The organism is Xanthobacter sp., from assembly GCF_041911315.1.
Taxonomy (GTDB): domain Bacteria; phylum Pseudomonadota; class Alphaproteobacteria; order Rhizobiales; family Xanthobacteraceae; genus Xanthobacter; species Xanthobacter aminoxidans.
Window position 1 is genome coordinate 26,513 of record NZ_JAYRPE010000093.1, and the last position, 22,324, is coordinate 48,836.

Consider the following 22,324-nt stretch of genomic DNA (forward strand, 5'->3'; position numbering starts at 1 on the left):
GAAAACGTTCGCCAAAACGAACGCTTCACGCCTCGGTTTCACCGGCGATGGCGATCACCAGATCGACGATGCGCCGACGCACGCGGGCGTCGGAAATCCGCATGAAGTTCCGGGTGAGCGTCAGTCCGTCGGACGTGGCGAGGAAGTCGGAGACGTAGGCCGGGGACTGCTCCTCGGAGAAACCTTCGCCCTCGGGTCCGACAGTGGGGGCACCTTCGAAGAAGAAGGCGACGGGAACACCAAGGGTGGTCGAAATCTGCTGAAGCCGGCTCGCGCCGATGCGATTCGTACCCTTCTCGTACTTCTGAATCTGCTGAAAGGTGATGCCCAGATGCTCGCCCAGCTTCTCCTGGCTCATTCCCACCATCATCCGCCTCATGCGGACACGCGAGCCAACGTGCTTATCAATAGGGTTCGGCGCCTTCTTGACCATGGTCTCTCCGGCTATGTCGGAAAAGATTACTCAATACTTCGCTGCGCGAAGGCTGCCCTGATTGCCGGCGAACATAGGCATACAATCGGAACGCGTCGATCAACCTCTGCGTGTATTGCAACCGCAAAGCGGTACGGAAGCTAGCGCCAGAGCAGCTGCCAGAAGCCCGGGGACCAATATACGGTCAAGCTTGGCTGCAACGGAAACCGTTTGCAGCGGCTTTGGCAGGGGACCATCCACCAGACCCTCCTGCCCGAGGTCACGAGATGCGACAATACGTCCCATAGGATCAACGATTGCAGAAATCCCCGTGTTCGCCGCGCGGACCAGCGGAAGCCCTTCCTCTACAGCGCGCATGCGGGCCTGCGCGAAATGCTGGTAGGGACCGGGGGTCAGGCCAAACCACGCGTCATTCGTGAGATTGAGCAACCAGGCCGGGCGTGGACCCTGGGGAACTACCTTTCCAGGAAAGATAATTTCGTAACATACAAGCGGAGAGGCGAGCGGCAGTCCGGGGATCTGGAGCGCGCGGAGTTCCGCGCCGGAAGAGAAACCACCTCGCACACGCGTAAGTTGTTCCAGGCCAAGGGCCTCAAGCTCCGCCTGGAACGGCAGATACTCTCCGAATGGCACCAGATGAACCTTGTCGGTGTTGGTCAGCACCCGCCCGCGATGGTCCATCACCCTGATCGAGTTGAAGAACGGCGACCGCTGGCCAGGCGGAGGGAAGTCGTGGCGGACGGCGCCCGTCACCAGCGTCACGTTGGGCGGCAGGGCCGCAGCAATGGTCTCGGCCGCCCAGGGTTCACGCTCATAGATGAAGGGAAAGGACGATTCCGGCCAGATCAGCACCGTGACATCAGCGAGCCCGCCCGGATAGGTCTCACTCTTCCGTGCACTCAGCGCGAGATAGTCTTTCAGGATCTGCTCGCGCCGATCATAGGCGAACTTCTTGTCCTGCGAGAGGTTCGGCTGCATCACCCGGAGCGCCACGCCGGGCACGGTCTCAAGCGGCGTCACGGACAGCCGGTAGCCACCCCACAGCGCCGTCCCCGCGATGACCAGCGCCGCCGCGCCGACGGCGGCAAGACCCCGGCGGCCGGGGTTCAGGAGCAGGACCGGCGTGGACAGCAGGAGCACGCAGAAGAAGGTGAGGCCCCAGACGCCGACCACGGATGCCGCCTGCATCAGCAGCAGATCGTCGGAGACCGCATAGCCATAGGTGTTCCAGGGAAAGCCGGTGAGCACATGGCCACGCAGCCATTCCGCCAGCGTCAGGCCGAAGGTGAGCGCGAACAGCCTGAGGCCGCCCTTCGACCACAGGAGCCGCGCCACCACCGTTCCGAACGCCGTGAACAGCGCCAGCCCCGCCGGCATGGAGACCACCGCGAACGGCAGCAGCCAGCCGAACACGTCCGCCTCCACGAGGAAAGCCGCGCCGATCCACCAGAGGGAGGCGAGGAAATAGCCGAAGCCGAACCACCAGCCGACCCCCGCGGCCGCCACGAGACGGGTCTTGAGATCGCCACGGCACCCGTCGAGGAGCAGCACGAGGACCGGAAAGCTGAGCGCCAGCACTGGCCACAGATCGAAGGGCGGCATGGCGAGGGCGCCGACCGCCCCCGCCGTCCACGCGACGAAGCGCCGGCGCCAGCCGGTGAGGAAGCGCAGCATCAGGATGCGCCCGCGCCACGACAGGCCTGTCGTGGGCACGCCGCGGCGGGGGGCGACCTTGGAGGGAAAAGTCACGCGGAAGGTCAGGCGTCGGACGCAGCGTGCCCGGCGGCGGAGCCGTCGAGATCCCGGGGCGGGATGATGCGCAGCTTTTTCAGCCTGCGGGGATCGGCGTCCACCACGTCCACGTCGAAGCCACCCGGCAGGGAAATCACCTCGCCGGCCTTGGGCACGCGGGAGGCGATGCGCACCACGAGGCCGCCGACGCTGTCCACCTCCTCCATCGCCTCTTCCGAAGCGAACCCGGTGCCGAGCACTTCCACCGCGGCCTCCAGCGGCGTACGGGCATCGGCGAGATAGCTGCCGTCGGGCTGGCGTGTGAGCAGCGTCTCAGCCGCCTCGTCGTGCTCGTCCTCGATCTCGCCGACGATCTCCTCCACCACGTCCTCGATGGAGACGAGGCCGTCGGTGCCGCCATATTCGTCGATGACGAGGGCGAGGTGGGTGCGCGCCGCCTGCATGGAGACGAGCAGGTCCACCGCCGGCATGGAGGGCGGCACATAGAGGATGCGGCGGATGAGGCCGGCGGTCTCCAGGGTCGCGTCGAGATTGACCTTGCCGAGGTCGATCTTACCCGATTCCGAGGCGAGGTCGCCGGCGAGGAAGGCGATGAGGTCGCGGATGTGGACCATGCCGACGGGGTCATCCAGCGTGTCGTCGTAGACGACGAGCCGGGAATGGCCGACGGTCACGAACAGCTTCAGCAGCTCGCCCAGCGGCGCGTCCTTGCGCACGGCGACGATCTCGGCGCGGGGCACCATGATGTCGCCGATGCCCACCTCCCGCAGGTGCAGGATGTTGCGCAGCATCTTGCGCTCGGATGGGGTGAACTCCCCCTCCTCCTCGGGTGTCTCCGCCGCGGCGAGCACCTCCACGAGGTCGGTGCGCAGGGAGCCGTGCGGGCGGAACGTGCCGAGGAGGGCACGCAATCGATCGAGAAAACTTTGCGGCTCCGAAGAGCTGGTCTCGGTCGGCTGGTCGATGTTGGACATGGTCGTTATCAAGCCGCCTGCACGTCAGTCCTGGGGCAGGCCATAGGGATCGGCGATCCCAAGGCCCGCGAGGATGTCGCGCTCAAGCGCCTCCATTTCCTCTGCTTCGTTGTCTTCGAGATGGTCGTAGCCCATGAGATGCAACGTTCCGTGCACCACCAGATGGGCGAGATGGTCGGCCGGCGCCTTGCCCTCCGTCTCGGCCTCGCGGCTGAGCGTTTCCAGCGCGACGATGATGTCGCCGAGGGGCTGGGGGGCGTCGATGTCGTCCGGCAGGTCCGGCTGGGGGAAGGACAGGACGTTGGTCGCCTTGTCCATGTCCCGCCAGTCGCGGTTGAGCACGCGGATGCGCGCGTCGTCGGTGAGGGTGATGGCCACCTCGCACGGCTCGGGCACGTCCTCGGCGCAGGCAGCCAGCGCCGCCCGGCAGGCCCGGATGGCCACGGCCTCGGCATCCGCGATGACGGACCAGCCTTCGGCCTCCACGGCGACGTCGATATCCGCGTCGATCTCGGGAGCCTGCGGAAGCGGGGCGGGCGCGGCCATCGCTCAGCTCCCCGCCTTGCCGGCGAGGCGGGCGGAGGCGGCCTCGATCTTGGCCGCGTCGAGCTTTTCGTAGGCCGAGACGATGCGTTGCACCAGTTCGTGGCGCACCACGTCCTCGGCCTTGAAATGGCAGATGCCGACGCCCTCGACGCCCTCCAGCAGCCGCACCGCCTCGGCGAGACCGGAGATCTGCCCGCCGGGCAGGTCGGTCTGGCTCGGGTCGCCGGTGACGATCATGTGGGAGTTCTCGCCGAGGCGCGTGAGGAACATCTTCATCTGCATGGACGTGGCGTTCTGCGCCTCGTCCAGGATCACTGCGGCGTTGGAGAGGGTACGCCCGCGCATGAAGGCGAGCGGGGCGATCTCGATCTCGCCGGACTGCAGGGCCCGCTCCACGAACGGGCGGTCCATCAGGTCGTAGAGCGCGTCGTAGATGGGCCGCAGATAGGGATCGACCTTTTCCTTCATGTCGCCGGGCAGGAAGCCGAGGCGCTCGCCGGCCTCAACGGCCGGGCGGGAGAGGATGATCTTGTCCACCATCCGCCGTTCCAGCAGATGGACGGCGTAGGCGACCGCGATCCAGGTCTTGCCGGTGCCGGCGGGGCCGTTGCCGAACACGAGGGTGTGCCGCTTCAGCGCGCGGATATAGGCATCCTGCGCGGCGGTGCGGGCGCGTACCGGGCGGCGGCGCAGATGGATCTCGTCGAACGACTGGCGCTGCTCGGCCGGGTCGAAATCGAACAGGGAGCCCTGCGAGGTGACCTCGCGGATGGCGCCGTCCACGTCGCCCTGGCTGATGTCGCGGCCCTTGCGCAGCGCCTCGTAGAGGTGCTCCAGCACGGCGCGGGCCTGCTCGCAGGCATCGCGCTCGCCTTCCAGCGTCACGTGATTGCCGCGCGAATCCGCCTTCACCCCCAGCTTGCGCTCGATGAGGGCGAGGTTGCGGCCGTAATGGCCGAACAGCTGGGTGGCGAGCCGGTTGTCGTCGAAGGCCAGCACCACATGGGCCGCCGGAGGCTCGTCCGGATCGGCCCACGGGGCCGTGACCGCCGCGCGGGCGGGACCGGGGGAAGCCTGCGGCGCTGCGGCCGCCAGGGGACGATCACGGTTGTCGCTGCCGGATCTGCGCAAGCTCAGGCCTCCATGGCCGCAAGCGGCCGGGACAAAGCGGGGGAAAGGGGCGTCTCGGCCGGAACGCCGGCAAGGCTGTTCGGGCCGACATCGGTGATGGTGACGGTGAGCAGCTCGCCGATGCCGGCGGGCGGATCGTTCACCACCACGCTCTGGAGATAAGGCGAGCGGCCGATGAGCTGGCCCGGCTGCCGGCCGGCCTTTTCCAGCAGGATGTCGAAGGTGCGGCCACGACAGGCGGCGTCGAAGGCCGTCTTTGAGGCTTCGAGCAGGCGATGCAGCTCCGCGAGGCGCTCGGCCATCACCTCCTCCGGCACCTGTCCCTCGTGCTCGGCGGCGGGGGTACCGGGGCGCGCGCTGTACTTGAAGGAATAGGCACTGGCGAAGCCGACCTCGCGCACCAGATCGAGCGTGTCCTCGAAGTCGCGGTCCGTCTCGCCGGGGAAGCCGACGATGAAGTCGGAAGAGAGGGCGAGGTCCGGCCGCGCGGTGCGCATCTTCTCGATGAGCGAGAGGAACAGCTCGCGGCCGTGCTTGCGGTTCATGGCCGCGAGGATGCGGTCGGAGCCGGACTGCACCGGCAGGTGCAGATAGGGCATCAGCTGCGGCAGGTCGCGGTGGGCGGCGATGAGGTCTTCGCCCATGTCGCGCGGATGGGAGGTGGTGTAGCGCAGGCGCGCCAGCCCCTCCATCTCAGCGAGCCGCTCCATCAGCCGGGCGAGGCTCCAGACCTTGCCGTCCGGCCCCTCGCCATGGAAGGCGTTGACGTTCTGGCCGATGAGGGTGATCTCGCGCACGCCCTGGTCGAGGAGGCGGGCGGCCTCGTCGAGGATCTTCGTGACCGGGCGGGAGACTTCGGCGCCGCGGGTGTAGGGCACCACGCAGAAGGTGCAGAACTTATCGCAGCCCTCCTGCACCGTCACGAACGCCGCCGGACCGCGCGAGCGCGTGGCGGCGCGGGTGGGCGCGGGCAGGTGGTCGAACTTGTCGTCTGCGGGAAATTCGGTGTCCACCACCCGCTTGCCGGTCTTCGCCTCGGCGAGCAGCTCGGGCAGGCGATGGTAGCTCTGGGGGCCGACCACCACGTCCACCACCGGCGCGCGGCGCATGATTTCCGCGCCCTCGGCCTGGGCGACGCAGCCGGCGACGGCGATCATGGTGTCGGAGCCGGCTTCCTGCTTCTGCTTCCTCAGGCGCCCGAGTTCGGAATAGACCTTCTCGGCGGCCTTCTCGCGGATATGGCAGGTGTTGAGGATCACAAGGTCGGCCTCGGCCGGGTCCTGCGTCTCCACATATCCCTCGCGTGCCAGCGTGTCCGCCATACGATGGGAATCGTAGACGTTCATCTGGCAGCCGAAGGACTTCACATAAAGCTTGCGGGGCTCGTGCATGTCGCCTGTTCTGTCGCCGTCGATCTTCGCGTGTGGGCGCGACGCGATCGTGACGCCAGCTCTTGTCGCCCCCTTGATGGTTCCGTGAGGCTTTGATCCTACCGGCAAACCGGGCCGATGGAAATGGGCGGCGGGTCTTAGTCGGCTGATGCGGCTGCCCTCCACTCGGCGAGGACCGCTGGATCGGTCTCCACAGGTACCCGTCGCGTGGCCTGCCGTGTGACCGCTGCGGCATCCGAAAGCCGCCCCAACGCCCACACCGCAGCACCTCTAACCAGGGCGGATTCATCCGCCAGCCGCGCCTCTACCTGCGGCAGCAGGTCGGCATCTCCCGAATTGCCGATGGCGATCAGCACGTTGCGCACGAAGCGGTCGCGGCCGATCCGTTTGATCGGGCTTTTGGGGAAGCGGGCGCGGAAGGCGGCGTCGTCCAGCGCTACCAGCTCGGCAAGCGGCGGGGCGTCGTTCTCAGCGCGGGCGGCGAGCTTCGCCTCCTGGCCCATTTGCGCGAACTTGTTCCAGGGGCAGGCGGCGAGGCAGTCGTCGCAGCCATAGATGCGGTTGCCCATGAGCGGGCGCAGCTCGGCCGGGATCGGCCCCTTGTGCTCGATGGTGAGGTAGGAGATGCAGCGCCGCGCATCGATGACGTAGGGCGCGGGAAACGCTGCGGTCGGGCAGGCGTCGAGACAGGCGCGGCAAGAGCCGCAATGGTCCTTCTCCGGCGCGTCGGGCTGAAGCTCCAGCGTGGTGGCGATGGCGCCGAGGAACAACCAGGAGCCGAATTCCCGCGAGACCAGATTGGTGTGCCGCCCCTGCCAGCCCAGCCCGGCGGCGGCGGCGAGCGGCTTTTCCATGAGCGGTGCGGTATCCACGAACACCTTCACGTCTGATGTGACACCGCGCCGTCCGGCCTCCGCCAGCAGCGCGCGGGCGACGCGCTTGAGCTTCGGCTTGATGATGTCGTGATAGTCCTCGGCCCGGGCATAGACCGAGATGGCGCCGGCGCTCTTCTGCGCGAGCACCGCGCGGGGGTCTTCGGCGGGACCGTAATTGAGGCCGAGCAGGATGACGCTGCGCATGTCCGGCCACAGCGTCAGGGGATCGGCGCGGCGGTCCAGCGTCTCGGCCATCCAGCCCATGTCGCCGTATGCGCCGTCCGCGACCCAGGCACGGAGCTTCTCTCCGGCGGGCCGGGCGGCCTCGGGCCGGGCGATGCCCACGGCATCGAACCCTTCCTCACGGCCGAGGCGGCGGACGATCTCCTCCAGCCCGCCCGCGTCGGTCAGAAATCGAGGTCCGCGTATGTCTTGGAGGGGGGCATCCCCGGGATGCTCTCGGTGAGCAGGGCGCGGAAGGTCGGGCGCGACTTGATCCTCGCGTACCAGTCCCTCGCGTGCTCGTCCTCGTCCCACGGTACATCGCCCAGATAGTCGGCCACCGAGAGATGCGCGGCGGCGGCAAGGTCGGCCTGGCTCAGCTTCTCGCCGGCGAGCCATTTGCGCGCCTTGGCCAGCCAGCCGATGTACTTCAGATGATAGCGCAGATTGGCACGCGCCATACGCAGCGAGGTCGCATCCGGCGAACCGCCGCCTTGCTCGCGCGTCATGTAGCGCTTGTGGATGCGCTCGCGCACCAGCGGCTCGGTCGATTCGACATACATCTTCTCGTTGAACCACTGGGTCAGCCGGCGCACCTCCACGCGGCCGGCGGGGTCCTCCGGAAGAAGCCGGTGGGTGCCGAGGGCGAGGCCCCGGGTTTCATCGAGATATTCGGCGATGATGAAGGCGCCCGGCACCGAGGCCGCCATCTCCTCCACGATCACCGGCGTCTCGCCCGACGGATTGAGCGCGAGGAATCCCGGCCGTCGCTCCCACACGCGCTCCTCCACCAGCTCCGGCTCCAGGCCGTACTCGGCGAGCAGCAGGCGGACGAATCGGGAATGTGGGCAGAAGGGATGATGATGCAGGTACATGGGCCGATTTCGCCGGGGGTCGAAGGGAGGGGGCGAGGCACCCGGCGTGTCCTATGATTAGAAGCCGAACCTTTCCGATTGGTTCCTCCCTGCTGCAGCGCGTGCCGACGCCCTGTCGCTGTCGCATTTCGCATTTCGATCATGGTGAGCGGATCGTTAACGACGCGGTGCAGGCAGCAATCCCTTGCCCTGAGGTTATTTGCCAGGCTGTTGCGACGCGGCCACAGCTTGGCCTGAAAAGCGCCGGCGGCCTCGGCCCTCCCCTTCCGTTGCGGCGCACCACGTTGCACCCGCGAAGGCAAGCGGAGAGGATGGCGCCCGTCTTGTTCCCGCCTCCCGGATTTTCTCACCCATGACTCTCGGCGACATGCTCGAAGCGCTCGTTCTCGGCCTGCTGGAAGGGCTGACGGAATTCATCCCCGTCTCTTCCACCGCCCACATCCTGCTGGCGGGGCATTTCCTCGGCTTCGAGAGCAATGGCCACACTTTCGAGGTGCTGATCCAGCTCGGCGCGGTGCTTGCCATCCTCACCGTCTATTTCCAGCGCTTCCTGCGCGTCGCCCAGCAGCTGCCCACAAATCCGGGGGCGCGGCGCTTCGTCATCGGCGTCCTCATCGCCTTCCTGCCGGCGGCCGTGATCGGCGCGGCGGCGCACGGCTTCATCAAGAGCGTGCTGTTCGAGACGCCGGTGCTGATCTGCGGCACGCTGATCTTCGGCGGCATCATCCTCCTGTTCATCGACAAGGTGGTGCCGGCGCCGCGCTACAACAACGCCATGGGCCTGCCCTGGCACATCGCGCTCATCATCGGCTTCTTCCAGTGCCTGGCCATGATCCCGGGCATGTCGCGCTCCGGCTCGACCATCGTCGGCGCCATGCTGATGGGTGTGGACAAGCGGGCGGCGGCGGAATTCTCGTTCTTCCTCGCCTTGCCCACCATGTTCGGCGCGTTCGCCTACGACCTCTACAAGAACCGCGGCAACCTCTCGATGGACGATGGCCTGCTCATCGTCATCGGCTTCGTGGCGGCGTTCTGCGCGGCGGTGGTGGTGGTGAAGTCGCTGCTCGACTTCGTGTCGAAGCACGGCTATGCGCCATTCGGCTGGTGGCGCATCGCGGTGGGCATCGCCGGCCTCATCGGCCTCGCGCTGGTCGGCTGAGGCGGCCTCAGAAGTCGGTGGCGATGCCGCCGACTTCCCAGTCGCCGTAACGCACGGGCTCCGGGCCGTCGCGGCCGTTGATCTCCTTCGGCCGGTCCTTCTGCGCGGCGTCGATGGCCGCACGACGGGCCTCGGCCTCCGCCAGCGCGCGCTTGGCTGCCTCGCTCAGGGGCTTGCGCGGCTCCGTCTTGTCCTCGTCCATGGTCCCGTCTCCAAACACGGCGCAAGGCATCCTTCCGGTTGAGGATCGGCCTACCTCACCCGTTCGCAACCTTGCACCCACCGCGGAAAGCATGCTAGCAGCGCCGCGCTTTCCGGTCGTGCCCGCGGGGCCGACCCAACACCCCACGGATGGAGATGCGCATGGCCTCGCAGAATGGCGGCCCCAACCCGAATGCGGCGCCGTCGCTGAATGTGCTCGCGCAATATATCAAGGATTTCTCCTTCGAGAATCCCAATGCGCCGCGCTCCCTCGCCGCTCCTCCGAGCCAGCCCGACGTCAACATCCAGATCCACGTCAACGCCAAGCCGGGCGGCAATGGCGAGTTTGAGGTCGAGCTGAAGATCGACGGCGGCGCCAGCATCGAAGGCAACACCCTGTTCGCCTTCGAGCTGGTCTATGCCGGCGTGTTCCGCATCCTCAACATTCCGGAGCAGAGCCTGCAGCCGGTGGTGCTCATCGAGTGCCCGCGCCTGCTCTTCCCGTTCGCCCGCCAGATCATCGCCGACGCGGTGCGCAACGGCGGCTTCCCGCCCCTGATGATCGATCCGGTCGACTTCGCCGCGCTCTACCAGCAGCGTCTGCAGGCGGAAGCCGAGCGCCTCCAGGCCGGCCAGGCCTGAGCCTCGCCCTGACCTGATCTTCGACAGAGCCCGCCGCCGCAGCGCCAGACGCCTGCGGCGGCGGGCTTTTTCGTGCGGTCCTTTTCCTTTTGCCCGCGCCCGTCATTGTGGCAGGCTCCGCCGCGCCGGAGCGGCGCCAGTGGTGGCGCCGCGGGGGCGCGGGAGGCATTCCGGGCGCGGCGATGCGATCCATCCGTTTCAAGCTGGCCGCGCTGGCGGGCGCCACAGCGATTCTCGCGGTGCTTGCGGGCTTCAGCGTGCTGATCGCCCTGCGCGCCGTGGACGGGGCGCTGGAGGCGGCGGTGTCGGCCCAGCAGCGGCTCGATGTGCTGACCGAGATTTCCGCCCGCCTCTCCGAGTACGGCCTTGCCGCCATTGCCGCCACCGAAAGCCCCACCGCGGGCGCCGGCCGGCTTGAGGATGCGCGTTCGCGCGTTTCGGCCCTGCTCGAAGCTTCGACCGTGAAGGCGGTCCAGGCGGCGCCCGACGCGTCGAGCGGCCTCAGGCCGCAGGAACGCCTGCTGGCCCGTCTCAGGGCGGATTTCATTTCCCTCGACCGGCAGATCACCGCCGCGACCCGCGATCCGGATACCGTGCGTCGGGGCGACCGAGTGCGCGGCTCCCTCAACGCCTTCGCCGCCTCGGCCGGTCCGACGCTCTCCCTGCTGGTGGAAAGCGAGCGGCGCGGTGTCACGGCTGCGCGGGAGGAGGCGGTGGCGCTGGCGGATCGGCTGCGGATCGGCGCGGTGGCCATTGCGCTGGCGGTGTTCGCCGCGGCGCTGGTGCTGTATCGCGCGCTGGCCCAGCCGTTGCTCGGCCGGCTCAAGGAGATCGACCGCGCGGCCGCCGCCATCGGCCGCGGCGATCTCTCCGCCCGCCTCGCCATCGGCCAGCGGGACGAGCTGGGCGTGCTGATGGCCCGCTTCAACCGCATGGCCGCCCTCCTGGCGCGCCGCGAGCGAAAGGTGGCGCAGGACCGGGCGGGACTGGAGAAGACGGTGGCGGACCGCACCGCGGACCTCACCGAGGCAAACGCCCGTCTTGGCGCCATCGATGCGTCCCGGCGCCGCTTCTTCACCGATGTGAGCCACGAATTGCGCACGCCGCTCACCGTCATCATCGGCGAATGCGACGTGACCCAGCGGGCGCCGGCCATCCCGGAATCGGTGAGCCGCGCGGTGCTCACCACCATCCGCAAGCGCGCCGGCATGCTCCACCGCCGGGTGGAGGATCTGCTGCGGGTCGCCCGTTCCGAGAGCGGCGAGATCGAGCTGGTATTCCAGGACACCCCCCTCGCGCCCCTTCTGGCCGATGCCGTGGCGGGGCTGGAGCCGGTGGCGCGGCGACAGGGCGTCGCGCTGGTGCTTCACGCACCGGAGCCGGGCCTCGTCGTGCATGCGGATCGCGAATGGCTCCGGCAGGTGGTGGAAGGCCTGATCGACAACGCCCTGCGTCACGGTCGCCCCCTCACCCGCGTCACCGTTTCGGTCGGGCACGGGGCCGATGCGGAGGGGCATGCGGTCGACATCATCAGCATCACGGACGATGGATGCGGCATTCCGCCCGAGGCCCGAGCCCGATTGTTCGAGCGTTTCGCACGCGGCGGCCGGCTCGGCGATGCCTCGGGCTTCGGCCTGGGGCTGGCGCTCGCCGATTGGGTGGTGACGCGGCACGGCGGACGTATCACACTGGAGGACGGCGAGGCGGGAGGCACCCGGGTGGTGATCGCATTGCCGCAGGCCGCAGCGGCCGGGGCGAGCGAACCCGCGGCAGAGCCCGGCCCCGCGATCTGACCGGCAACCCAACGCCGGCATTTCCGACAGGCCCTGCGGGCCGCGACGCGGTCCGGGACAGCCCGAACGGGCACAGGAGGAACCATGAACATCCTGGTGGTGGAAGACGACAGCGACATCGGCGCCATGCTGAGCCGCGGCCTCTCCGCCGAGGGGTTCGACGTGACCGTCGTGGGACGGGCCGACGAGGCCCTCGAGACGGCGCGCCAGTACAATCCCTGCGCCGTGGTGCTCGACATGATGCTGCCGGACGGCTCCGGCATCGACGTGTGCCGGGCGCTGCGCGGCGCCGGCCATTCCGGCCCCATCCTGTTCCTCAGCGCCAAGGACGAGGTACACGATCGCGCGGAAGGCCTCGGCGCCGGGGCGGACGACTACATCGTCAAGCCGTTCGTCTTCGGCGAGCTGGTGGCGCGGCTGCGCACCCATCTTCTGCATCGCCTCGGCGAAAGCCATTCCGACCGCGTCATGGCAGGGCGGCTGGTGCTCGACCCCTCCACCCGCACCGCGAAGTTCGGCGAGGTGCATGTGCGGCTCACCGAGCGCGAGGCCGATCTCCTGGCCCTGCTCATGGCCAGCCCGAATCGTCCCATCGCCCGGGGCGAGATCTTCGACCGGCTCTGGGCCAGCCAGGGCGGCGCCTCGCTCAACGTGGTGGACGTCTATGTGGGCTACCTGCGCACCAAGCTCGCGCCGGTGGGGCGCGCCGGCGGCCCCCAGGTGGCGACCGTGCGGGGGCGCGGCTTCATGCTCGACCTCTCCGCACCGTCAGCTCATTGATGAGCTCTAGAAGTATTGCAATGCAGCAAAAGATTTCACTTGCGGGAACCGATTCGGCTGCCAATATTTGACTCCGTTGTAGCGAAAAACCTCGTTACTTCAATTTCTTATGATCTTCTTATGAAGGTCATGAGAGAACTCAGGAGGAAAGCATCATGCGCTGGAACAAGCCTCAGGTTTGCGAAGTCTGCGTCGGCATGGAAGTCACCGCTTACCTGCCGGCCGATTTCTGATCGACGGAGGTCGGGAGCCGCGAACGATTGGCAGGAGCGTCCGTCGCATCATGCAGGTGATCGTTCTCGGTTCAGCGGCCGGCGGCGGCGTTCCCCAGTGGAACTGCCGCTGTCCGGTGTGCCAACTGGCTTGGAAGGGTGATCCACGGGTCACGCCCCGAACCCAGTCGAGCATCGCCGTCTCGGAGGACGGCGCCTCGTGGGTACTCCTCAACGCTTCGCCCGATCTTCGGGCCCAGATCGCCGCGACCCGGGCACTTCAGCCCCGGGTGGATGGCCGCGACAGCCCCATTCGCGCCGTCGTCCTCACCAATGGTGACGTGGACCACATAGCCGGTTTGCTGACGCTGCGAGAGCAGCAGGCGTTCGAGGTGTACGGCACGGCCGACACGCTCGCGCTGATCGAACAGAATCAGGTCTTCGACGTGGTTTCCAAGGCGCTGGTGCGCCGGGAGCCGGTTTCGTTCGAAGTCCCGTTCTCGCCGGTTCCGGGGCTGACCATGGAATTCTTCACCGTGCCCGGCAAGGTGCCGCTCTGGCGCGAGGATGCCTCCCTCGTCATCGGCGAGGAATCAGGCTCGACGGTGGGCGTGACGATCACCTCGGCCGGCAGCCGCCTCGTCTACGTGCCCGGCTGCGCTGCCGTGACGGACGCGCTGCGTCAGCGCATCTCCGGCGCCGACCTGCTGTTCTTCGATGGCACGCTCTACCGCGACGACGAGATGATCGCGGCCGGGATCGGCACCAAGACGGGCGCCCGCATGGGGCACCTGTCCATGTCCGGCGCGGACGGCACGGTGGCGCTGCTCGCCGACCTGCCGGTGGCGCGCCGGGTGTTCATCCATATCAACAACACCAATCCCGCGCTGATCGATGGCTCCGAGGAGCACCGCGCCGTGGAAGCGGCTGGCTGGACGGTCGCCCGGGACGGAATGGAGTTCTCCCTATGAGCGCGCAAGCCGCCGTCCGGGTGCTGGCCGAGGCCGCTGACCTTCCCACCGATTTCCCTGCCCTGCCCTCGCCGCAGGAGCCCCTGTCGCCGGAGGGGCTGGAGGCCGCGCTGCGCGCCGTGGGCGCGACGCGCTATCACAACCTCCACCCCTTCCATAAGCTGCTGCATTCCGGCCGGCTGAACCGGGATCAGGTGCGCGCCTGGGCGCTCAACCGCTACTGCTACCAGTCCGCCATCCCCCGCAAGGATGCGGCCTTGATGGCGCGCTGCGACGACCGCGAGCTGCGCCGGGAGTGGCTGCACCGCATCACCGACCACGACGGTTTCGGCGAGGATTCGGGCGGCATCGAGCGCTGGCTGGTGCTCACCGACGGCCTCGGCCTCGACCGGGCCTACGTCGTCTCGAAAGAAGGCGCCCTGCCCGCCACCAAGTTCGCGGTGGAGGCCTATGTGCGCTTCGTCGCCGAGAATACGCTGCTGGAGGCGGTGGCTTCTTCCCTCACCGAGCTGTTCGCGCCGGGCATCCATGCCGAGCGCATCTCCGGCATGCTGGAGCACTACGACTTCATCAACGAGAAAGTCGTCGCCTATTTCCGCCGCCGCCTCGACCAGGCGCCGAAGGATGCCGATTTCGCCCTCGACTATGTGAAGCAGCACGCCCGCACGGCCGCCGAGCAGCGCGCCGTCATCCGCGCCCTCACCTTCAAGACCGAGGTGCTGTGGGCGCAGCTCGACGCGCTCTATCTCGCCTATGTGGCGCCGGGCTGGCCCGCGCCGGGTGCCTGGCGACCGGGCGTCGCCATCGTCGGGGAATGAGATGCGCGCCGAGGAAACCGACGTCCCGCGCCTGCCGCGGGGCGTGAAGCTCAAATACGATCAGGTGCGCGCCCGCCATGTGCTTCTGGCGCCGGAGCGGGCGTTCGACATCGACGAGACCGCCGCCGCCGTGCTGGAGCTGGTGGACGGAAAGCGCACCTGCGCCGAGATCGTGGACGCCCTCGCCGCCCGTTACGACGAGAAGCGCGAGGTCATCGCCGATGACGTCAAGGATATGATCGGCGGCCTGATCGCGCGCCGGGTGATCGAGACATGAGCGAAACCGTGGCCGAGATGGAGACGAGGCAGCCCCCGCAGCCCGTGGCGGCGCCTCCGGTCGGCCATCCCATCGGCATCCTCGCCGAGCTGACCCATCGCTGCCCGCTCCGCTGCCCCTATTGCTCGAATCCGCTGGAGCTGGAGCGCCGCGAGGCGGAGCTCGACACCGCCACCTGGAAGCGGGTGCTGAGCGAGTCCGCCGCGCTGGGCATTCTCCATGTCCATCTCTCCGGCGGCGAACCGACCGCCCGCCCGGACCTCGTGGAGCTGACCGCCCATTGCGCCGCCGAGGGGCTCTACACCAATCTCATCACCTCCGGCATCGGCCGTGCCTCCGGCATGATCGACGCGCTGTCGGAGGCCGGGCTCGACCACGTGCAGCTCTCCGTGCAGGGCGCGAGTGCCGAGACCGGGGATCGCATCGGCGGCTACAAGGGCGGCCATGCGGCGAAGCTGGAATTTGCCCGGAAGGTCACGGACCTCGGCCTGCCGCTGACGCTCAATGCCGTCATCCATCGCGGCAACATCCACGAGGTGGAGGACATCATTGCCCTCGCCGTGGCGCTGAAGGCCCGCCGGCTGGAGGTGGCGCACACGCAGTATTATGGCTGGGCCTATGTGAACCGCGCCGCGCTGATGCCCGCCCGTCCCGAGGTGGATCACTCGGTGGCCCTGGTGGAGGAGGCGCGCCGGCGCCTTGAGGGCATCCTCGTCATCGACATGGTGATCCCGGACTATTACGCCCGCTATCCCAAGCCCTGCTCCGGCGGCTGGGGGCGGCGGACGCTGAATGTCACCCCCACCGGCCGGGTGCTGCCCTGCCATGCGGCGGAAAGCATCCCGAACCTCGAATTCTGGTCCGTGCGCGACCGTGCCCTGGGCGACATCTGGCGGTCCTCGCCGGCGTTCAACGCCTTCCGCGGCACCGACTGGATGCGCGAGCCCTGCCGCAGCTGCGACCGGCGCGAGATGGATTTCGGCGGCTGCCGCTGCCAGGCCATGGCGCTGGCCGGCGATGCGGCAGCGACCGACCCGGCCTGCTCGCTCTCGCCCTTCCATGCCCGTGTCGAGGCGCTGGCGACGGAGGAGGCCGCGGCGGTCGCGCCGGACTACATCTATCGCACCATCGGCGGAGCGCCCGGGAAGGCGTCCGAAGGAGCCGCATCGTGAGCCTGCGTCACGCGTTGGGCCTCTGGCTCGTCCTCATGGCCGCCCTGTTCTCGGGCGGCGCCCTCGTCATGCCCCAGGCGGCGAGCGCGGCCGAGGCGCCGGCCGCATCCCAGCCAGCTACCCCGGATGCGGCGACGCTGTTGTTCGAGGCCCCGCAGCTGGCCAACACCAAGGCGGGCCAGACGCTCACCTATAAATATTCCCGCAAGGTGGCCGATCCGGAACTCGGCGCGAGCTTCGAGGATCGCGTGGTGCTGATGATCGCGGCGAGCGCCAGCAGCAGCGGCGACGCCCGCGACGTCAGGGTCGATTTCTTCACGCCCGAGCGCCACCACGCCGCCGGCCCGTTCGAGGGCGTGACGACCAATCCCATGCTGCTCCTGTTCCTGGAGAACCACCTCGGGGACCTTGCCGGTCGGCTCAAGGGCAATCCGCGCTATTTCAAGACCGCCATCCGCACCGCCTTGCGCGACGCAGCCACCGTGACGGCGGCTGATCTCACCGTCGGCGGCCAGACGGTGAAGGGCTGGCGCGTCACGGTGACGCCGTTCAAGGGCGATCCCAATGCCGTGCGGATGCGGGGGCTCGATACCCTCGCCTATACGTTCGAGGTGTCGCCGGACGTGCCGGGCCAGATCGTGCGCATGGACATCAAGGCCGACGCGCCAGGGGGCACCCTGTGGGAGGAGAGCATCGCCTATGATCCGACGAGCCATTGAGGCCGGCGCCCTGCTGCTCGCCCTCGGCGGGGCTGCGGCTGCGGCGACTGCCAGCGACAACGACTACCCCACCTCCGCCCGCGTCGATTACGTGTTCGGCTGCATGGCGGCCAACGGCCAGACCCGGGAGGCCATGGCCCGCTGTTCCTGCTCCGTGGACACCCTCGCCTCGATCCTGCCTTACGATCACTATGTCGCGGCCGAGACGATCCTTTCCATGCGGCAGGGCGTGGGGCAGGCGGCCAATATCTTCCGCAACACGCCCCAATATGACGACACGATTGCAGAACTGCGCCGGGCGCAGGCAGAAGCAGAAATCACCTGCTTTAAGTAGAGCGATTTCGCGTCGCACAAATCATTCTCGCAGGCGCCGCACATGTGACGGGTTTTCGGCCCCGCTTCACTGTGTTAGCTTCCCCGCCAAGAACAGACGCATGGCGCACGGATTTTTCCGAAGCGCACTGCAACGACAAGCGGGCAACCGCCGCGGCGTCTTGATTGGGTCCGTCAATCCCCAAGGCAAAGCCATGGCCAGTTACCGCTTGAGTTCCGTTCTCTCTCCACTTGTCCCACGTTCTGGAGCCGGCTTCGCGCCGCCGCGCGCCCTTTGTCTGCCGGCCTTGCCGCGCGGCCTCTCTTCCGCGCAGGGGTGAGCCTCATGTCATCGGGTGAAACGACCGAAGCCGGTGCTCCCCGCATCGTGCGAGACGTGGTGTGTGGCTTCTGCGGCCTCGGCTGCGACGACATTGAGGTGGCCGTCGCCGGCCGCGTGGTGACACCGCGCAAGGCCTGCGCCGATGCCGCCCGCCTGCTGGCGCGTGGCGATGCGCCTCCGCCCTCGCCACGCATCAATGGCGCGCCGGCCAGCCTCGCCGAGGCGGCCTCCGCCGCGGCCGCCCATCTGAAGGCGGCTCGGTCCTCCGTCTTCTCCGGCCTCGGCGCCGATCTCGAAGGGCTGCGGCGGCTCTACGATATCGCCATGGTGGCGGGGGCGAGCATCGACCATTCCGCCTCGGGCGGCCTGTTCGCCAATCTCGACCGCCTCGCCCGCCGCGGCTGGATCGCCGCGACCCTCGCCGAGGTGCGCAACCGCTGCGACCTGCTGGTGGTGTTCGGCGACGACCCTACCGCGAGCTTCCACCGCCTGTTCGAGCGCATCATGCCGGTGCGTACGGGGGAGGGCGGCGACGCGGCCCCCCTGTTCGCGCCCTCCGGCCGGCGTGTGGTGATGATCGGAGCGCCGTTGTCCGACGCTTCGCGCAAGGTCCTCGCCGGCCACGAGCTGAGCGAGATCCTGCTGCCGCCCGAACAGGTTGCCACCGCCGCCGCGCTGCTGGCGTCGGCCCTGGCGGGACGCGATATCGGTGCCGTGGACGTGCTGCCGGGCACGGCCGGTGCCTCGCTGGCGGAGCTTGACGACCTGCTCCGCGCCGCGCGCTACAGCGTCTTCACCTGGAACGCCGCGACCCTGCCGCAGGCGGATGCCGCCGCAGTCGCCGGCTCGGCCTCGGAGGCCGTGGACCTGCTGTCGCCGACCACCCGCGCGGCGGTGTTGCCGCTGGGCGGCCGCGACAACGTCACCGGCGCGCACCAGCTCGCGCTCTGGCGCTTCGGCTATCCCCTACGCACGGCGATCGGCGTCGGAACAGCGCGCCATGCGCCCGATCTCTACGCCACGGCCGCGGCCCTGAAGGACGGCGACCTGCTGCTCCATGCCAGCGCCTTCCGCCCTGATCCACCGCCCGAATTCAGTGCCGGTCCGGTGATCGCCCTCGCCCATCCCGACACGTCGTTTGCCCGCGAGCCGGACGTGTTCATCCCCGTCGGAACGCCCGGCGTCGATCATCCGGGGCATGTCTTCCGCATGGATTCCGTCGTCTGCCTGCCGCTCCAGGGCCTGCGCCCGGCCGAGCTTCCGAGCCTCGCCGAGGCGGCCTCCGCCATCCTCGCCAATTTCGGGAGGGGCGCATGAGAAAGCGCGTTACCGGGGGGCGGGTGTTCGATCCCGCCAACGGCATCATCGATCAGGTCCGCGACGTGGTGCTTGAAGATGGGCGCATCATCGCCGATCCGGGGCCGGGCGGCAGCGAGGAGGTGGTGAACGCCTCCGGCTGCATCGTGCTCGCCGGCGGCATCGACCTCCACAGCCACATCGCCGGCGGCAAGGTGAACCTCGGCCGCCTCCTCATGAACGAGGACCGGGCGCTGTTCCCCGAGCCGTTCGGCGATTTCTGCGGCTGCGGTGGCGGGCGCGCGGCGCCGACCACCCACGCCACCGGCTGTCGCTATTCGCAGATGGGCTACACGGCGGTGTTCGAGCCCGCGGTCGTGGGCGCCAATGCCCGCCATGCGCATCTCGAGATGGCGGACATCCCGAACATCGACACCGGCGGCTTTCTGGTGCTCGGCAACGACGACTTCCTGCTGCGCCTCATCGCAATGGGCGAAGGCCAGCAGGCGATCAATGACTACGTGGCCTGGATGCTCAAGGCGACCCAGAGCTGCGCCATCAAGATCGTCAATCCCGGCGGCATCAACGCCTTCAAGTTCAACGGCCGCAACCTGGATCTGGACGAGGCCGGCCCGTTCTACGAGCTGACGCCCCGCCGCATCCTCAACACGCTGCAGCGGGCGGTGACGGAGCTGGGCGTGCCCCACCCGATCCACCTGCACGGCTGCAACCTCGGCATTCCCGGCAACGTGAAGACCACGCTCGCCACCATGGGCGCGACGGAGGGCTTCCCCCTCCATCTCACCCACATCCAGTTCCACTCCTATGGAACCGAGGGCGACCGGCACTTCTCCTCCGGCGCGGCCGAGATCGCGGAGGCGGTGAACGCCATGCCGCACATCTCGGTGGACGTGGGGCAGATCATGTTCGGCCAGACCGTGACCGCCTCGGCCGACCTCATGTCCCAGTACCGCAACCACTCCATCGCCGATCCCAAGAAGTGGATCGGCATGGATATCGAGATGGACGCGGCCTGCGGCGTGGTGCCGTTCAACTATCGCGACACGTCCTTCGTGAACGCGCTGCAATGGGCGATCGGTCTGGAGCTGTTCCTCCTCATTGAGGATCCCTGGCGAGTCTATCTCACAACCGACCATCCCAACGGCGGTCCTTTCACTTCCTACCCGCACCTCATCCGCCTGTTGATGGACAAGCCCTTCCGGGACCATCACCTCAGGCAGATTCACAAGGCGGCGCGGTCCCATACCCGGCTCGAAAGCATTTCCCGCGAATACACGCTGGAGGAGATCGCCGTCGTCACCCGCGCCGCGCCGGCCCGCACCCTGGGCCTCAAGGATCGCGGCCATCTCGGCCCCGGCGCGCGGGCGGATGTGGTGCTTTATGAGGATCAGCCGGACCGGGAAGCCATGTTCGCCCACCCGCGCATCGTGATGAAGGACGGCGAGGTGGTGGTGGTGAACGGCGAGATCGTCGCCCTCACCGAGGGGCGCACCTATGCGGTGCATCCCCCCTCCGACCCCTTGATGGACAAGAGGCTGGAGCGCTGGTTCGACGAGGCGGTCGGCCTGAAATCCAGCCATTACCAGATCGCCGACGGGGAGATTCGTGGCGGCCAAGGCCCTGAAATCGTGGAGCTGAAGCCGTGAGCGCACCAGCCCCCCTTCTCATCAACGGCGTCGAAATCCGCGACAGCTTCGCCGAAGCGTTTCCCATGGCGGGAACGCGTCTCATCATCACCGCCGATACGCCGCGCTGGGCGCACACCGCTGCGGCGAGCCTCACCGGGTTTGCCACCTCGGTGATCGGCTGCGGTTGTGAGGCGGCTATCGAACGCGAGATTCCGGCCGAAGAGACCCCGGACGGACGGCCCGGCTATGCCGTGCTCATCTTCGCCATGTCGCTGAAGGACCTGAAGAAGATCGTGCCGCTCCGGGCCGGGCAATGCGTGCTCACCTCGCCCACCTCGGCGCTCTATTCCGGCCTGGAAGGCGGCTCCGCCGTCCCGCTCGGTAAGGCGCTGCGCTATTTCGGCGACGGCCACCAGATGTCGAAAAACCTCGGCGGCAGCAGGATCTGGCGCATTCCCGTGATGGAAGGCGAGTTCGTCTGCGACGAGATCGTCGGCTCCACGACGGCGGCGGTGGGCGGCGGCAATTTCCTCATCCTCGCCCGCTCGCGCCCGGCGGCGCTGGCGGCGGCGGAGGCGGCGGTGGCGGCCATGGGGCAGGTGCGGGGGGCCATCATGCCCTTCCCGGGCGGGGTGGTGCGGTCCGGCTCCAAGGTCGGCTCCAAATATGCCGGCCTGATCGCCTCCTCCAATGACGCTTACTGCCCGACGCTGCGGGGCATCGCCAAGACTGCTTTGCCGGCTGAAGTCGAGAGCGTGCTGGAAATCGTCATCGACGGACTCAGTGAGGGCGAGGTGGCGGACAGCATGCGCGCGGGCATCACGGCGGTGTGCGGCCTTGGCGCCGCGGGCGGCGTGGTGGCAGTGGATGCCGGCAATTACGGCGGCAACCTCGGGCCCTTCCATTTCAAGCTGCATCAATTGATGGCGCAGGAGGCGGGACGATGAGTGGCTTCCGCCTGACATTGAAGGCCCCGCTCACCGCGCGGGTTGATGCATCGGGCCTTCTGCCTGCTGCATTTGCAGGTGCGAACGCAGCCGAGGTCGCCGCACGCACGGTTCCCTTCGGCACGGGCGTCGCTCTGGTCGGGGACCTGTTTGAAGTCGCCGCCAGCGAAGGCGATGCGCTGGTTCTTTCCGGCGACCCCCGGCTCGACCATGTGGGCGCGGGCCTTGCCGCAGGTGAGATCCGCGTGGAGGGCAGCGTCGGCGCGGCCGCCGGGTCGGGCATGAGCGGTGGGCGTCTGGTGATCTCCGGCGACGCCGGCGACGGCCTGGCGGCTGGCCTAACCGGCGGACGGATCGAGGTTTTCGGCAATGCCGGCAAGAATGTCGGCGGTCCGAGGCCGGGTGAGCGGCAGGGCATGCGCGGCGGTGTCGTCTCCATTGCCGGCCGGGTGGGGGATGGCCTCGGCGCGCGGTTGCGCGGTGGCCTGATCCTGGTGGCCGGCGATGCCGGGGCGGGTGCGGCGGATGGTCTGTTAGCCGGCACACTTGCTGTGGCGGGTCGGCTCGGTCCCGGCGCCGGACGTGGCATGAAGCGCGGCTCCATCCTCGTTTCCTCGGCGCCGGAGGCTCTGGCCCCTGGCTTTGCCGAGGCGGGACCGCAGGATTTCGTGGCCTTGAGGCTGCTGGCGCGGCGCGTGCCGGAGCTGGCCGCGCTGTTCGGAGGAGAACTGTCCGGCCGGGCTGTGCGCCTTGTCGGCAACCGGTTGGCCGGCGGGGAAGGCGAAATTCTCGTCCTGAGCTGAGCCGGCGAAATATCAGATCAAGAAACCAGAA

The 22,324-nt window shown here is 68.3% G+C and carries 24 protein-coding genes; 15 read left to right on the top strand and 9 right to left on the bottom strand.

From position 1 onward, the window contains the following. Nucleotides 1–25: 25 nt before the first annotated feature. The 8 genes from ACE3QW_RS25220 to ACE3QW_RS25255 all read right to left on the bottom strand — a co-directional run bounded on the left by ACE3QW_RS25220 (nucleotide 26) and on the right by ACE3QW_RS25255 (nucleotide 8,199). Nucleotides 26–433, bottom strand: coding sequence for a helix-turn-helix domain-containing protein (locus ACE3QW_RS25220; RefSeq protein ID WP_024281418.1), 408 nt, complete (start codon nucleotides 431–433; stop codon nucleotides 26–28). Between the two features lie 99 nt (nucleotides 434–532). After that, a complete protein-coding gene (gene lnt / locus ACE3QW_RS25225; RefSeq protein ID WP_374254850.1) occupies nucleotides 533–2,182 on the bottom strand; it encodes an apolipoprotein N-acyltransferase in 1,650 nt (549 codons plus the stop codon). Nucleotides 2,183–2,190: 8 nt separating this feature from the next. Then, a complete protein-coding gene (locus ACE3QW_RS25230) occupies nucleotides 2,191–3,159 on the bottom strand; it encodes a hemolysin family protein (protein WP_024281416.1) in 969 nt (322 codons plus the stop codon). Nucleotides 3,160–3,183: 24 nt separating this feature from the next. Beyond that, entirely contained in the window at nucleotides 3,184–3,705 is a 522-nt protein-coding gene (gene ybeY, locus ACE3QW_RS25235; RefSeq protein ID WP_374254852.1) for an rRNA maturation RNase YbeY, read from the bottom strand. Nucleotides 3,706–3,708: 3 nt separating this feature from the next. Continuing rightward, on the bottom strand, nucleotides 3,709–4,707 hold the full coding sequence (locus tag ACE3QW_RS25240) for a PhoH family protein (protein ID WP_245279435.1): 999 nt from the start codon (nucleotides 4,705–4,707) through the stop codon (nucleotides 3,709–3,711). Between the two features lie 131 nt (nucleotides 4,708–4,838). Then, nucleotides 4,839–6,227: a tRNA (N6-isopentenyl adenosine(37)-C2)-methylthiotransferase MiaB gene (gene miaB, locus ACE3QW_RS25245; protein WP_374254854.1), complete on the bottom strand. Its 1,389-nt coding sequence runs from the start codon at nucleotides 6,225–6,227 to the stop codon at nucleotides 4,839–4,841. A gap of 137 nt (nucleotides 6,228–6,364) precedes the next feature. Continuing rightward, on the bottom strand, nucleotides 6,365–7,513 hold the full coding sequence (gene queG, locus ACE3QW_RS25250; protein WP_374254924.1) for a tRNA epoxyqueuosine(34) reductase QueG: 1,149 nt from the start codon (nucleotides 7,511–7,513) through the stop codon (nucleotides 6,365–6,367). Beyond that, nucleotides 7,510–8,199 (bottom strand): glutathione S-transferase family protein, encoded by a 690-nt coding sequence (locus ACE3QW_RS25255; RefSeq protein ID WP_024281411.1) that lies wholly within the window; start codon nucleotides 8,197–8,199, stop codon nucleotides 7,510–7,512. The genes queG and ACE3QW_RS25255 overlap by 4 nt, the downstream gene beginning before the upstream one ends. Before the next feature lie 352 nt (nucleotides 8,200–8,551). On the opposite strand from ACE3QW_RS25255, the gene ACE3QW_RS25260 reads away from it, so the two are divergent. Further along, nucleotides 8,552–9,358 carry an undecaprenyl-diphosphate phosphatase gene (locus tag ACE3QW_RS25260; protein WP_024281410.1) on the top strand — a complete coding sequence of 269 codons (807 nt, stop codon included), beginning with the start codon at nucleotides 8,552–8,554 and terminating at the stop codon, nucleotides 9,356–9,358. Nucleotides 9,359–9,365: 7 nt separating this feature from the next. Here the strand turns inward: ACE3QW_RS25260 and ACE3QW_RS25265 are convergent, their stop codons facing one another. Then, complete coding sequence (locus ACE3QW_RS25265) at nucleotides 9,366–9,560, bottom strand: DUF1674 domain-containing protein (protein ID WP_024281409.1); 195 nt, start codon at nucleotides 9,558–9,560, stop codon at nucleotides 9,366–9,368. A 161-nt stretch (nucleotides 9,561–9,721) separates the two neighbouring features. Here ACE3QW_RS25265 and secB point away from each other — a divergent pair, with 161 nt between their 5' ends. The 14 genes from secB (at nucleotide 9,722) to ACE3QW_RS25335 (ending at nucleotide 22,293) form a co-directional block, all read left to right on the top strand. Beyond that, nucleotides 9,722–10,201, top strand: coding sequence for a protein-export chaperone SecB (secB, locus tag ACE3QW_RS25270; protein WP_024281408.1), 480 nt, complete (start codon nucleotides 9,722–9,724; stop codon nucleotides 10,199–10,201). Nucleotides 10,202–10,383: 182 nt separating this feature from the next. Next, nucleotides 10,384–11,994 (top strand): ATP-binding protein, encoded by a 1,611-nt coding sequence (locus ACE3QW_RS25275; RefSeq protein ID WP_374254856.1) that lies wholly within the window; start codon nucleotides 10,384–10,386, stop codon nucleotides 11,992–11,994. A gap of 84 nt (nucleotides 11,995–12,078) precedes the next feature. Further along, nucleotides 12,079–12,774, top strand: a complete 696-nt coding sequence (locus tag ACE3QW_RS25280) for a response regulator transcription factor (RefSeq protein WP_024281406.1) — start codon at nucleotides 12,079–12,081, stop codon at nucleotides 12,772–12,774. 155 nt (nucleotides 12,775–12,929) lie between these two features. Continuing rightward, on the top strand, nucleotides 12,930–13,007 hold the full coding sequence (pqqA, locus tag ACE3QW_RS25285; RefSeq protein ID WP_081437156.1) for a pyrroloquinoline quinone precursor peptide PqqA: 78 nt from the start codon (nucleotides 12,930–12,932) through the stop codon (nucleotides 13,005–13,007). Nucleotides 13,008–13,057: 50 nt separating this feature from the next. After that, nucleotides 13,058–13,957 carry a pyrroloquinoline quinone biosynthesis protein PqqB gene (gene pqqB / locus ACE3QW_RS25290; RefSeq protein ID WP_237354886.1) on the top strand — a complete coding sequence of 300 codons (900 nt, stop codon included), beginning with the start codon at nucleotides 13,058–13,060 and terminating at the stop codon, nucleotides 13,955–13,957. Further along, nucleotides 13,954–14,775 carry a pyrroloquinoline-quinone synthase PqqC gene (gene pqqC, locus ACE3QW_RS25295; RefSeq protein WP_374254858.1) on the top strand — a complete coding sequence of 274 codons (822 nt, stop codon included), beginning with the start codon at nucleotides 13,954–13,956 and terminating at the stop codon, nucleotides 14,773–14,775. Before pqqB ends, pqqC begins: the two co-directional genes overlap by 4 nt. A 1-nt stretch (nucleotide 14,776) precedes the next feature. Then, complete coding sequence (gene pqqD / locus ACE3QW_RS25300; protein WP_029556350.1) at nucleotides 14,777–15,052, top strand: pyrroloquinoline quinone biosynthesis peptide chaperone PqqD; 276 nt, start codon at nucleotides 14,777–14,779, stop codon at nucleotides 15,050–15,052. 17 nt (nucleotides 15,053–15,069) lie between these two features. After that, complete coding sequence (gene pqqE / locus ACE3QW_RS25305; RefSeq protein ID WP_374254926.1) at nucleotides 15,070–16,224, top strand: pyrroloquinoline quinone biosynthesis protein PqqE; 1,155 nt, start codon at nucleotides 15,070–15,072, stop codon at nucleotides 16,222–16,224. Further along, a complete protein-coding gene (locus tag ACE3QW_RS25310) occupies nucleotides 16,221–16,943 on the top strand; it encodes a hypothetical protein (protein ID WP_374254860.1) in 723 nt (240 codons plus the stop codon). The genes pqqE and ACE3QW_RS25310 overlap by 4 nt, the downstream gene beginning before the upstream one ends. Next, complete coding sequence (locus ACE3QW_RS25315; protein WP_024281400.1) at nucleotides 16,924–17,277, top strand: hypothetical protein; 354 nt, start codon at nucleotides 16,924–16,926, stop codon at nucleotides 17,275–17,277. The genes ACE3QW_RS25310 and ACE3QW_RS25315 overlap by 20 nt, the downstream gene beginning before the upstream one ends. A 324-nt stretch (nucleotides 17,278–17,601) precedes the next feature. Further along, nucleotides 17,602–18,915 (top strand): formylmethanofuran dehydrogenase, encoded by a 1,314-nt coding sequence (locus ACE3QW_RS25320; protein WP_374254862.1) that lies wholly within the window; start codon nucleotides 17,602–17,604, stop codon nucleotides 18,913–18,915. Then, complete coding sequence (locus tag ACE3QW_RS25325) at nucleotides 18,912–20,561, top strand: formylmethanofuran dehydrogenase subunit A (RefSeq protein WP_029556354.1); 1,650 nt, start codon at nucleotides 18,912–18,914, stop codon at nucleotides 20,559–20,561. The genes ACE3QW_RS25320 and ACE3QW_RS25325 overlap by 4 nt, the downstream gene beginning before the upstream one ends. Further along, nucleotides 20,558–21,490, top strand: a complete 933-nt coding sequence (gene fhcD, locus ACE3QW_RS25330; protein WP_374254864.1) for a formylmethanofuran--tetrahydromethanopterin N-formyltransferase — start codon at nucleotides 20,558–20,560, stop codon at nucleotides 21,488–21,490. Before ACE3QW_RS25325 ends, fhcD begins: the two co-directional genes overlap by 4 nt. Beyond that, nucleotides 21,487–22,293, top strand: a complete 807-nt coding sequence (locus ACE3QW_RS25335) for a formylmethanofuran dehydrogenase subunit C (RefSeq protein ID WP_374254866.1) — start codon at nucleotides 21,487–21,489, stop codon at nucleotides 22,291–22,293. The genes fhcD and ACE3QW_RS25335 overlap by 4 nt, the downstream gene beginning before the upstream one ends. The last annotated feature ends 31 nt before the right edge of the window (nucleotides 22,294–22,324 follow it).

Bases quoted from the DNA above. Each gene is read 5' to 3' on its own strand.
- ACE3QW_RS25220 (WP_024281418.1), bottom strand. From the start codon at position 433: ATGGTCAAGAAGGCGCCGAACCCTATTGATAAGCACGTTGGCTCGCGT.
- ACE3QW_RS25230 (WP_024281416.1), bottom strand. From the start codon at position 3,159: ATGTCCAACATCGACCAGCCGACCGAGACCAGCTCTTCGGAGCCGCAA.
- ybeY (WP_374254852.1), bottom strand. From the start codon at position 3,705: ATGGCCGCGCCCGCCCCGCTTCCGCAGGCTCCCGAGATCGACGCGGAT.
- miaB (WP_374254854.1), bottom strand. From the start codon at position 6,227: ATGCACGAGCCCCGCAAGCTTTATGTGAAGTCCTTCGGCTGCCAGATG.
- ACE3QW_RS25255 (WP_024281411.1), bottom strand. From the start codon at position 8,199: ATGTACCTGCATCATCATCCCTTCTGCCCACATTCCCGATTCGTCCGC.
- ACE3QW_RS25260 (WP_024281410.1), top strand. From the start codon at position 8,552: ATGACTCTCGGCGACATGCTCGAAGCGCTCGTTCTCGGCCTGCTGGAA.
- ACE3QW_RS25265 (WP_024281409.1), bottom strand. From the start codon at position 9,560: ATGGACGAGGACAAGACGGAGCCGCGCAAGCCCCTGAGCGAGGCAGCC.
- secB (WP_024281408.1), top strand. From the start codon at position 9,722: ATGGCCTCGCAGAATGGCGGCCCCAACCCGAATGCGGCGCCGTCGCTG.
- ACE3QW_RS25275 (WP_374254856.1), top strand. From the start codon at position 10,384: ATGCGATCCATCCGTTTCAAGCTGGCCGCGCTGGCGGGCGCCACAGCG.
- ACE3QW_RS25280 (WP_024281406.1), top strand. From the start codon at position 12,079: ATGAACATCCTGGTGGTGGAAGACGACAGCGACATCGGCGCCATGCTG.
- pqqA (WP_081437156.1), top strand. From the start codon at position 12,930: ATGCGCTGGAACAAGCCTCAGGTTTGCGAAGTCTGCGTCGGCATGGAA.
- pqqB (WP_237354886.1), top strand. From the start codon at position 13,058: ATGCAGGTGATCGTTCTCGGTTCAGCGGCCGGCGGCGGCGTTCCCCAG.
- pqqC (WP_374254858.1), top strand. From the start codon at position 13,954: ATGAGCGCGCAAGCCGCCGTCCGGGTGCTGGCCGAGGCCGCTGACCTT.
- pqqD (WP_029556350.1), top strand. From the start codon at position 14,777: ATGCGCGCCGAGGAAACCGACGTCCCGCGCCTGCCGCGGGGCGTGAAG.
- pqqE (WP_374254926.1), top strand. From the start codon at position 15,070: ATGGAGACGAGGCAGCCCCCGCAGCCCGTGGCGGCGCCTCCGGTCGGC.
- ACE3QW_RS25315 (WP_024281400.1), top strand. From the start codon at position 16,924: ATGATCCGACGAGCCATTGAGGCCGGCGCCCTGCTGCTCGCCCTCGGC.
- ACE3QW_RS25320 (WP_374254862.1), top strand. From the start codon at position 17,602: ATGTCATCGGGTGAAACGACCGAAGCCGGTGCTCCCCGCATCGTGCGA.
- ACE3QW_RS25325 (WP_029556354.1), top strand. From the start codon at position 18,912: ATGAGAAAGCGCGTTACCGGGGGGCGGGTGTTCGATCCCGCCAACGGC.
- ACE3QW_RS25335 (WP_374254866.1), top strand. From the start codon at position 21,487: ATGAGTGGCTTCCGCCTGACATTGAAGGCCCCGCTCACCGCGCGGGTT.